Raw genomic sequence first — 548 nt, forward strand, 5'->3', positions numbered from 1 at the left:
ATGGCAAAGGAAAAGTTTGAGCGTACAAAACCGCACGTCAACATCGGCACGATTGGCCACGTTGACCACGGCAAGACCACGCTGACCGCAGCAATCACCAAGTATTTCGGTGACTTCAAAGCGTATGACCAGATTGACGGTGCGCCGGAAGAAAAAGCGCGCGGCATCACCATCTCGACCGCCCACGTGGAATACGAGACCGACAACCGCCACTATGCGCATGTTGACTGCCCCGGCCACGCTGACTACGTCAAGAACATGATCACCGGTGCGGCGCAGATGGACGGCGCGATCCTGGTTGTGAACGCCGCTGACGGCCCGATGCCGCAGACGCGCGAGCACATCCTGCTGGGCCGCCAGGTTGGCATCCCGAAGATGGTCGTGTTCCTGAACAAAGTTGACCAGGTTGACGACGAAGAGCTGCTGGAACTGGTTGAGATGGAAGTTCGCGAACTGCTGTCCAGCTACGACTACCCCGGCGACGATATCCCGATCATCGCAGGTTCGGCTCTGGCGGCGATGGAAGGCAACAACCCGGAAATCGGCGA

At 58.8% G+C, this 548-nt stretch carries 1 protein-coding gene; it reads left to right on the forward strand.

Annotated elements, in window-relative coordinates:
* Positions 1-548, forward strand: a 548-nt coding sequence (locus ACR0A2_RS22185) for a GTP-binding protein (protein ID WP_480837386.1), incomplete at both ends; no start/stop codon positions are given.

This window comes from Ruegeria sp. H8 (assembly GCF_056532905.1).